Raw genomic sequence first — 354 nt, 5'->3', positions numbered from 1 at the left:
CAAACTCTCCATAAAAGTTAGTTTGACTTGCTCATTTGCACACCGAATGTGCTTGTTTTACTTCCTTCTATATAATAGAAAGAAGACTTGACGTACTGGTTGGTTCGTTCAGTTTTCAAAGATCAAATTGATATTGGTGGAGCCTAGCGGGATCGAACCGCTGACCTCCTGCGTGCAAAGCAGGCGCTCTCCCATCTGAGCTAAGGCCCCAAAATTAATTGAAAGAAATGGTCGGGAAGACAGGATTCGAACCTGCGACCCCTTGGTCCCAAACCAAGTGCTCTACCAAGCTGAGCTACTTCCCGTAAGTAATGGCGCGCCCGAGAGGAGTCGAACCCCTAACCTTCTGATCCG

General features: G+C 47.7%; 2 tRNA genes. Both read right to left on the bottom strand.

The features are described from left to right. Window positions 1-134 precede the first annotated feature (134 nt). Window positions 135-210 (bottom strand) — tRNA-Ala (locus LF817_RS20070). Window positions 211-228: 18 nt separating this feature from the next. Next, a tRNA-Pro gene (locus LF817_RS20065) sits at window positions 229-305 on the bottom strand. Between the last annotated feature and the right edge of the window lie 49 nt (window positions 306-354).

Origin of the sequence: Halobacillus sp. A1 (assembly GCF_024189295.1) — a bacterium.
Taxonomy (GTDB): domain Bacteria; phylum Bacillota; class Bacilli; order Bacillales; family Halobacillaceae; genus Halobacillus_A.
The sequence above is the reverse complement of the archived record's forward strand: the minus strand, read 5'-3'. Positions and strand labels throughout refer to the sequence as shown.